Origin of the sequence: Thermotoga sp. (assembly GCF_021162145.1) — a bacterium.
Taxonomy (GTDB): domain Bacteria; phylum Thermotogota; class Thermotogae; order Thermotogales; family Thermotogaceae; genus Thermotoga.
On sequence record NZ_JAGGZH010000090.1, the window covers coordinates 1 to 7,490 of the forward strand.

At 42.5% G+C, this 7,490-nt stretch carries 8 protein-coding genes and 1 pseudogene; 5 read left to right on the top strand and 4 right to left on the bottom strand.

The window, feature by feature from the left end; all coding sequences use genetic code 11:
• Together J7K79_RS05815 and J7K79_RS05820 are read right to left on the bottom strand one after the other, a co-directional pair.
• A pseudogene (locus J7K79_RS05815) lies at positions 1–269 on the bottom strand (glycoside hydrolase family 3 protein); the annotation flags it as partial.
• Positions 270–272: 3 nt separating this feature from the next.
• Positions 273–1,340: an ROK family transcriptional regulator gene (locus tag J7K79_RS05820; RefSeq protein ID WP_296906202.1), complete on the bottom strand. Its 1,068-nt coding sequence runs from the start codon at positions 1,338–1,340 to the stop codon at positions 273–275.
• 346 nt (positions 1,341–1,686) lie between these two features.
• On the opposite strand from J7K79_RS05820, the gene J7K79_RS05825 reads away from it, so the two are divergent.
• From J7K79_RS05825 to J7K79_RS05840, 5 genes are all read left to right on the top strand, one after another.
• Entirely contained in the window at positions 1,687–2,592 is a 906-nt protein-coding gene (locus J7K79_RS05825) for a nucleoside hydrolase (protein ID WP_296906205.1), read from the top strand.
• A gap of 37 nt (positions 2,593–2,629) precedes the next feature.
• The gene (locus tag J7K79_RS09475; RefSeq protein WP_366932594.1) at positions 2,630–2,914 is read left to right on the top strand and encodes a DUF429 domain-containing protein; all 285 of its coding nucleotides are present in this window, start codon (positions 2,630–2,632) and stop codon (positions 2,912–2,914) included.
• Positions 2,915–3,175: 261 nt separating this feature from the next.
• Complete coding sequence (locus J7K79_RS05830; RefSeq protein WP_296906208.1) at positions 3,176–4,447, top strand: PhoPQ-activated protein PqaA family protein; 1,272 nt, start codon at positions 3,176–3,178, stop codon at positions 4,445–4,447.
• 106 nt (positions 4,448–4,553) lie between these two features.
• The gene (locus J7K79_RS05835) at positions 4,554–4,682 is read left to right on the top strand and encodes a hypothetical protein (protein ID WP_296906209.1); all 129 of its coding nucleotides are present in this window, start codon (positions 4,554–4,556) and stop codon (positions 4,680–4,682) included.
• 71 nt (positions 4,683–4,753) lie between these two features.
• Positions 4,754–4,942, top strand: coding sequence for a hypothetical protein (locus tag J7K79_RS05840; protein ID WP_296906212.1), 189 nt, complete (start codon positions 4,754–4,756; stop codon positions 4,940–4,942).
• Between the two features lie 303 nt (positions 4,943–5,245).
• Here the strand turns inward: J7K79_RS05840 and J7K79_RS05845 are convergent, their stop codons facing one another.
• Together J7K79_RS05845 and glnA are read right to left on the bottom strand one after the other, a co-directional pair.
• A complete protein-coding gene (locus J7K79_RS05845; protein WP_296906215.1) occupies positions 5,246–6,274 on the bottom strand; it encodes a hypothetical protein in 1,029 nt (342 codons plus the stop codon).
• Positions 6,214–7,490, bottom strand: a 1,277-nt coding sequence (gene glnA, locus J7K79_RS05850) for a type I glutamate--ammonia ligase (protein ID WP_296906217.1), incomplete at its 5' end; no start/stop codon positions are given. The genes glnA and J7K79_RS05845, both read right to left, overlap by 61 nt.

Sequence of the window (7,490 nt, forward strand, 5' to 3'; positions counted from 1 at the left end):
GTGTTAGATTCACTTCCTCTTCCAAGAGCTAAATTTCCCGGGCAGGATGGCACGTATTTTAGAACTTCAAGTTGTCCGCCTTCATGATCCGAACTCACAAGGAACTTTCCCTTTTTAGATAAAAAGTTCAGGAAATCAAGAAAAAGATACTCTTTACTTAGAAGACCAGGATAGATCAAAATTCCTGTGGGCTTGTATTTTTCAACAATTTCAATTATTTCATCGTTAAAGTCATTAAAACCACAGAAAAAGAGTTTTCCGTATTCCACTCATTATCCCTCCCTGTTGAGTTCGAAAACTTTTTGAGCAAATTCGTATTCTTCCAAGATCTTTCTCCAAAATGCACGAGCAGATCCAAAAGCAGTTGTCCAAAGTCCCTTTTCGTCAAACAAGATTTCAGTTTCAGAGATATGTCTTTTTTGAAGATGTTCTCTAATTCTGTCTTCAAGTTCTTCTATGAATGTGTTGGGAAAGAGAGTAATATCACCACCGAATACAAGGGCCTCGGGATCAAGCAAATACGCCACAAGAGTTGAAATTGAAACGAGTTTTTCAAAAAGATCTGAAAAAACTTCGACAGGAAGTGTTTTCAGATTCACTTCACCTAAATTCGATGGTTTGTCAAAAATGGGTGGAAGCGTTTCTTCCTCAAACTCACCTGCTGCTCCTTTTGAACCTTCGTAGAGTCTATCCTCGATCCAAAGCCCTGCGCCAATTCCTACTGGCAAATTCAAGTAATAAGGAACAGAAAGAAGAAAGTAAACAACATTTCTTCTATAAAGTGAACACCCTACCACTGCTGCGTTTGCGTCATTGAGAACCAAAGCTTCAAAACCGAATCTCTCCTTTATCATTCTCGATAATTCAAGGTTTTCAACACCTATTGCTGAGGAGAAAACCACTTTTCCATCCTGGATGATTCCTGGCATTCCAATAGAAACACCAAGAATATTTGGATACTTCTTGGTTATTGTTTCCACTGTTTTAAACAGCGAAGGAACAAATTTGTTTTTTGAAATATCACCCCGTTCTTCAAAGGTTTCAACAGGATTTCCCTTGGCATCAATAACAACAGCCATTAACCCATTTTGTTCAACGCCAACTCCTCCAACGAAGAATTTGTTGGGATTCACAGAGAAAAGATTGGTCTTTCTTCCACCCTGCATCCCTGGTGGAACTTCATCCTTTTTCAGAGCAAAGCCTGTTTCTAATAACCCTCGGAAGTTTCTGGAAACGGTCGAAGGATTTATGGAAAGTTCTTTGGCAATTTCTTTCATAGATATCAACTCATGTTTTACCAATATTCGCAGAATTTGGTGTTGAGTTGGTGAAAGAGACAAGGTGGTTTCCTCCTTTTAGTTAGTTGCATGTTGCACGCAACCTTCTAACCATATTGTTAAATAAAAAATATCGTCGTGTCAAGTTAAATTATTGTTAACTATAAAATTATATTGCTTTACTTTTTACCAACGAAAGCAATATGTACCATACATGAAAAATAGCAAATATTATGACCTGTTCGAAGTTATTTGGAAGTATTGAAGATTAATGTTTATTTTCTCCATTTTTCGTCCTGTTTTAACACTTGACTATAGAGAGTGTTTCTGTTTACCATCTTCATGGAAACGATTTCGAAAACGATTTCATAATTTCCATAAATCTTCATAAACATAGGAGGTCTCATTCATGAAAAGCAAAATTTTGATAGATACAGATATTGGCTCTGATGTTGATGATGCTATCGCTGTAACTCTTGCTCTCAAATCATCTGAATTGGAAGTTGTAGGTATCACAACCGTATATGGAGATACTTTGCTGAGGGCAAGAATAGCTTTGAAACTTCTTAAGCTCATTGGTACAGATCATGTGCCAGTAGCTGCTGGTATAGAAAAACCTCTGCTTAGAGAAAGAGATGTTTGGTGGACGGGTCACGAAGGAAAAGGGATTTTGACAGAAGAAGATGAAGAATTAAAACCCATCGAAAAACACGCTGTAGATTTCATAATAGAGAAAATTATGGAAAATCCTAGGGAAATAACACTTGTAACCATCGGACCTCTCACGAACATAGCAACAGCAATCATAAAGGAGCCCAAAATCATTGAAAATGTTAAAGAAATTGTGATGATGGGGGGAGTTGCAAGAATATTCAAAAATGCCCTCAACCTGCCTTATATAGAACACAATATAAAGTGTGATCCAGAAGCAGCTTCTGTGGTCTTCAATTCCGGTATCCCTATAACAATGGTGGGTTTAGATGTAACAATGAGAGTTCCTATAAATCGTTCTCATCTTGAAAAGATCAGGAGGGTTGGGACGCCGTTAAGTGAAGTTTTAGTGAGATTGATAGAGATATGGTGGGACTTTTTGAAATTTGATTTCAGTTGTATGCACGATCCTCTTGCTGTATCCTACTGCATAAAACCTGAATTTCTGAAAACCATCAACTGTAAAGTGCTGGTGGAAACTAAAGGAAAGTACACTCCTGGGCTAACTATCGTAATACCTGATGAAAACTCGAATATCAAAGTTGCTTATGATGTTGATGAGAAGGTGTTCTTGAAATTTTTGATGAGCAAAATATGTTCGTAAACATCCCAGGAGGAGTTACAAATATTTTGTCTTCAAGATGAACGTCTTATCTACGAGAGCAATTTTACCACCACTTCTGACAAAGAAATCACCCACACATAAAAAGGCTGTTTATCAGGAAAGTTACACAGCAGCATTGAAAGTTAACAGAAGAATTCAAGAAAAAGGATTTCCAGTTCTGGAACACTGTGGGAAAAGTGAAGAAAGTGGATCTTTTTTGAGAGAGAATACTTCGTATGTCAACACGGTCAGAGAGCCTCATCCAGAGCTTTGTTTTGTGAGACTTTCTGAAGGCTTTTTGATCTCGAAACACGAGAATTGAACAAAGAGTGAGGATGCTGAGAAGATTTTTGATATTCACCACAGAAAAGAATAAAAGAGATACAGGAGAACCTAAGAGTCAAACCCCATGATATTCTGGAAGCTCTTGTACTCACTGCCTTTTGCCAGCTTCCCTGGGAAACGCTTCCAAGAGATCCGTCGATTGATCGTTACGGCTTTCCAATGCAGATAATTGCCCCTCAATTTATGGTATCTTCTGAAGTGAGAGGATAACACCGATTCTCAGAAAAGGGGTGAGAGGATGAAAAGAGCAATGCTCATCTCTCTGCTTGTGATGGTGACAATGGCCTTTTCTATTCACCCACTGGATATTCTCACTCAGGAAAGAGGAATGCCTTTTTACGAAACAAAGATCTCAACCATCACTCAGGAGGGAGAGGAAATATACGTTCTCAAATCCTATGGAATGAAATGGCAAGAGATTCAGTGGTTCCACAGAGTAGGAGTTATTCTCCCATCGAGAGTGAGATACCATGACAGGGCTTTTCTGCTCGTTTCGGGAGGAAGCAGAAGGGAGGAAAACGAACGTTATTACACTTCTTTTCTCGGAGACATAAAAGAATATCTGTGGGTTGCAGAAATGTTTGAAGCACCATTAATTATTGTTGGTGATGTACCGAATCAGCCGATCTTCGGATTAAAGGAGGACGCGTTGATTTCGGAAACGTTCAGAATGTATCTTGAAACACCGGATCCGTATCTTCCCCTTCTTGTTCCCATGACTTACGGTGTGATAAAAGCCATGGATACAGTGCAGGACTTTTTGGAAAAGAAAGGCTTTGAAATAAAAGGTTTCATGGTTTCGGGCGCTTCGAAAAGAGGATGGACTACGTATCTTACGGCGATCTTCGATCCACGGGTCTTCGCCATCGCTCCAATGGTGTACGACAATCTGAACATAGAGGCTCAGCTCTTACATCAAAAAGAGTACTATGGTACTTACAGTGAGAAGCTGAAGGACTACGAAGAAAGGGGCCTCCTTGATCTGGTAGAAAACAGAAAAGCAAAGGACCTTCTGGAGATAGTTGATCCGTACACCATGAGGCTGAGGCTTGATCTTCCCAAGATTCTTGTGCTTGGCACAAATGACGAGTACTGGACGGTCGATTCGGCGAATCTCTATGTGGACGATCTACCGGGAACCACTTTTCTCTTCTATTCTCCAAACGACAGGCACAACTTGAAGAATATTAAAGAGATCGTGGAAACGATTTCTTCCTTCTTCAAGTTGTATCCAAGACTGCCGGAAGTAAGGTTTTTCTATGAAGATGGAAAAATCTCGGTTGAGAAGAGCTCAGAGATCGTAGATGCGGAGTTATGGTTTACAATATCGAAGAGCAGGGATTTCAGAGAAACGGTTTGGTTGAGAAAGAACGTAGAAGAAAAAGAAAATTTGCTGGTTGGAGTACCTCCTGAAAAACCCACGGGATTTCATCAGGTTTACTTCCTGAGAGTCACGCTGGAAATCAAAGGACTGAGAATGAAGGTCTGCAGTAAAATCGTGGTGGAATAGTAAGGTGAAAACCTTGGGCAAGTGTAGATATTGTGGGAAACCAGCCAGCTTTCTGAGAACCAAACATAAAGCGTGCGAGAAGATCTACCAAGAGGGATGGAAGAAGATGCTGGATCTTGCTGAAAAAGCTTTCACAACTGGGAATTTCCGATCTCTCGAAAAGCAGCTTCTTGAGATAGCCCAGGCTCACTTCAGAACGGGAAAAGACGTGAAAAATGTCCTTGTGACTGCCTGAGAAAAGATGGTGGATCACTTTCTGGACGATGGCAACCTAGAGAAGTAGAGGAGAGAAAACTGGGTCGCTTCATGGAAGAAACAGGACTTTCGGTGGGCGAGCTGAACAGGAAAAATTCATACACGAAGTTCGTGAAGGGAAGATTGTTGAGAAAAGTGTTGCGTGGAGAGATAGAACAGTTCAACGGGCCCGTTCCAGTCATTCTTGGAAAGTCAGAAGTGCCAGTGTGGACTTCCAAGACGTTGACAACTACGAGGTGAGAAAACGCAGAGAATACGTGGGAGGATATTCCGGTTTCAGTGTGAGGATCGCACGTGGTGTTTACTATAAGGTGGAAGGTTTTAAAGGAAATCCTGTTGAGAAAACAGAGCTAGCCCATGTATTTCGTTGGGCAAACGAGAAGCTACAAGATTCCTTAACAAAAAGATTATCTCGGTCATCCCGTACAAAGAGGGAATCATGGTGTACAGAGATACAAAGACAACAAAGCCTCAGTTTTTTGAACTGGACGATGTGTGGTTTTCCTACAACCTTCTGGTAAATCTGGCCACTCTAGAAAAGAGTCAGTAAACCGTGTAGAAAATAAGCTCCCCGGAATCAGTACAGAGGACGGCGAACTCCTTTTCTGAGATTTTGAAGATCTTCAGAGGGTACCTGCCTGTTTTCATCGTTTGAACGACTCTATCATTCTTTATCAGATATATCTCCTCTGCTTCCACAGAAAGTGCCACCAGGTAATCTCCGATCTCTTCGAGGTACAGTACGGGGTGTGGCACGTTGATCTGTTTCACGCTTCCGTTTCTGTCGACAACGGAAACAACAGGAGAAACGAGGCTGGCAACTGCCAGATCGGAACCGTAGAAGGAAATACCATAGGCAAAATCCGGGAGGTTTCTCTTCCAGACGATTCTTCTATCGATCAATTTCACAAGCCAGCCATTTCTGTAATCGAGCACATAATCGCCACTCGCTCCCTCTATGTAACGCAGAGGACGGGACAATCCCAGACGAACGGGATTCATACTCCCACGGTAGAGATACACCACGTCGGGTTCGTTGGTATTTTTCCAGTAACAAAGATAGGCGATTCCTTTCTTTGTGGGAACGAAATAGGTACTGGGAACTCCCAGGTGATATCTTTCCACCACTCTGAATGTGCGTCTGTCCACCCCTACAAGGGTCCCTTGGGAGAAGAGAGAGATGTAGAAAATACCGTTATGATAGAGAAAAGTGGTAGGATCACCCCCTAGAGTGATCTCCCGTCTTCTTCTCCCCGTGGAGGATAGTTCTGTGAACTTTCCTTCAAACATATCCGTGACGTACCACTTTCCATCAATGTACATGCCCCAGACAGGGTAAGAAAAGCCCGTAAATCGGGCAATGATCCTTTTCGAGCGGGAGTTTATAGACACAATCTCTCTTTTTAAAGAATCAACGAGGGTGATGACACCCTCGTTGATCGTTCCTCTCATGGGGTTCATATTGAGAACAATCCTCTTCGTCTCGAGGATTCCAGCGTAGGCAAGAACCGTCAGAGATACAAGTAACGTTGCAATTCCCAGTTTGTAACGTAAGCGCTGTATTCTTTCCACTCCTTCTCAGCGGTTTCCACGATTTTCTCAAAGATGTGCTTCCCCAGTGCATCTATTATAACATCATCTTTCTTGAGCTCTTCAATAGCCTCTTTCAGGTTTGCAGGGAGGGAGTCTATGTTCAATTCTTCCCTCCTTTCAGGGGTCATGTGATAGATGTTTTCTTCAACGGGTTTGGGTGGCTCTATCTTGTTGACGATCCCATCTAAACCGGCGGCAAGAATGGCTGCGAACGCCAGATAGATGTTACAGGATGGATCTGGGGATCTGTATTCCAACCTTGTGGCCTTTCCTCTTGCTTTTGGTATCCTTATGAGGGCACTTCTGTTTCCAACGGACCACGTGATGTAAACGGGAGCTTCGTATCCTGGAACGAGTCTCTTGTAGCTGTTTATCGTTGGATTGGTGACAGCGGCGAGTGCTTTCGCGTGTTTCAGGATACCTCCGACGAAGTATCTGAGATCATCGGAGAGTTCAAGGGGTTTGTTTGGATCATAGAAAGCGTTCTGGTCACCTTTGAAAAGACTCATGTGAACGTGCATACCAGAACCATTCACGCCGTAGAACGGTTTTGGCATGAAGGTTGCATAGTAACCGTGGAATATGGCCATAGTTTTGATAACGAGTTTGACCGTCTGAGCGTTGTCTGCTGTTTTCAAGAAAGTGTCGTATTTGAAGTCTACTTCATGCTGTGATGGAGCCACCTCGTGGTGCGTGGCTTCAACTATAACCCTCATCCTCTCCAGAGCGATAGCTACGTCTCTTCTTATCTCTTCGGACTTACTCAGAGGAAGAAGATCGAAGTATCCTCCGCGATCAAGGAACTCGGGGACGGGTTCTCCTTTTTCGTTGACGGGAAGAATAAAGAACTCCATTTCGGGTCCCGCGTATGGGGTATAACCGAGCTCCTTTGCCTTTTCCATCATTCTTCTGAGTCTGTATCTGGGATCACCCTCAAAGGGTTTTCCGTCCGGAGTGTAGACGTCACATATTACACGAGCGCTCTTCGCCCCGTCGACCGTCCATGGAAGGACAGCGAAGGTGTCAAGGACAGGTTTGAGGTACATATCAGACTCTTCGATTCTCACAAAACCCTCGATGGATGAACCGTCGAACATGATACCTTTTTCCCACGAATCGAGGAAGATTTCAGGTGTTACTTCTACATTCTTCAAGATTCCGTTGATGTCGGTGAACTGAAGCCTGACAAAGCGCA

What these genes read in the sequence shown, in the direction of transcription:
- J7K79_RS05825 (WP_296906205.1), top strand. Translation starts at nt 1,687, where the DNA reads ATGAAAAGCAAAATTTTGATAGATACAGATATTGGCTCTGATGTTGAT.
- J7K79_RS09475 (WP_366932594.1), top strand. Translation starts at nt 2,630, where the DNA reads ATGAACGTCTTATCTACGAGAGCAATTTTACCACCACTTCTGACAAAG.
- J7K79_RS05830 (WP_296906208.1), top strand. Translation starts at nt 3,176, where the DNA reads ATGAAAAGAGCAATGCTCATCTCTCTGCTTGTGATGGTGACAATGGCC.
- J7K79_RS05835 (WP_296906209.1), top strand. Translation starts at nt 4,554, where the DNA reads ATGCTGGATCTTGCTGAAAAAGCTTTCACAACTGGGAATTTCCGATCT.
- J7K79_RS05840 (WP_296906212.1), top strand. Translation starts at nt 4,754, where the DNA reads ATGGAAGAAACAGGACTTTCGGTGGGCGAGCTGAACAGGAAAAATTCA.